General features: G+C 64.6%; 1 protein-coding gene. It reads left to right on the top strand.

The window, feature by feature from the left end; all coding sequences use genetic code 11:
* Window positions 1-163 precede the first annotated feature (163 nt).
* Window positions 164-755 (top strand): acyltransferase domain-containing protein (locus VT50_RS37880; RefSeq protein WP_338058390.1); only part of this gene is annotated, 592 nt, incomplete at its 3' end.

The raw sequence follows: 755 nt of genomic DNA, 5'->3' as shown, positions 1-755 counted from the left end.
TGTGGTTCTGGGTTCGGATGTGGGGGAGTTGACCGCTGGGCTTGAGGGCTTGGTGCGGGGTGAGGTTGCTGCTGGTGTTGGTGGTGGTGTGGTGGGTCGTGTGTGGTCGGGTGTGGGTCGGGTGGTGTTTGTGTTTCCTGGTCAGGGTGCGCAGTGGGTGGGTATGGGTGCGCGGTTGTTGGATGAGTCGGTGGTGTTTGCTGAGGGGGTTGCTGAGTGTGATCGGGTGTTGTCGGGGTTGGTGGGTTGGTCTGTGCGGGGGGTGTTGCGGCAGGAGGTGGGGGCTCCGTCGTTGGATCGGGTGGATGTGGTGCAGCCGGTGTCGTTTGTGGTGATGGTGGCTTTGGCTGGGGTGTGGCGGTCGTTTGGTGTGGAGCCTGCGGCGGTGGTGGGTCATTCTCAGGGTGAGGTGGCGGCTGCTTATGTGGCGGGTTTGTTGTCGTTGGAGGATGCGTGCAGGGTGGTGGTGTTGCGGTCGCGGTTGATTGGTGAGCGGTTGGCGGGGCAGGGCGGGATGTTGTCGGTGGCTGTGGCTGAGCGGGTGGCTGTGGGTCGGATTGAGTCTGGTGTGTGGGGTGGGGTGGAGGTGGCTGCGGTTAATGGTCCTGGTTCGGTGGTGGTGGCTGGGTCTGGGCAGGCGGTGGAGCGGGTGCGGTCTGTGTGTGAGGAGGAGGGGGTGCGGGCGCGCCGGATTCCGGTGGATTACGCCTCCCATACTGCGCAGGTTGAACAGATCCGTGCCGAGCTGGCGGAGG

The sequence above is a fragment of the Streptomyces antioxidans genome (genome assembly GCF_000968685.2).
GTDB classification, from domain to species: Bacteria; Actinomycetota; Actinomycetes; order Streptomycetales; family Streptomycetaceae; genus Streptomyces; species Streptomyces antioxidans.
The sequence above is the reverse complement of the archived record's forward strand: the minus strand, read 5'-3'. Positions and strand labels throughout refer to the sequence as shown.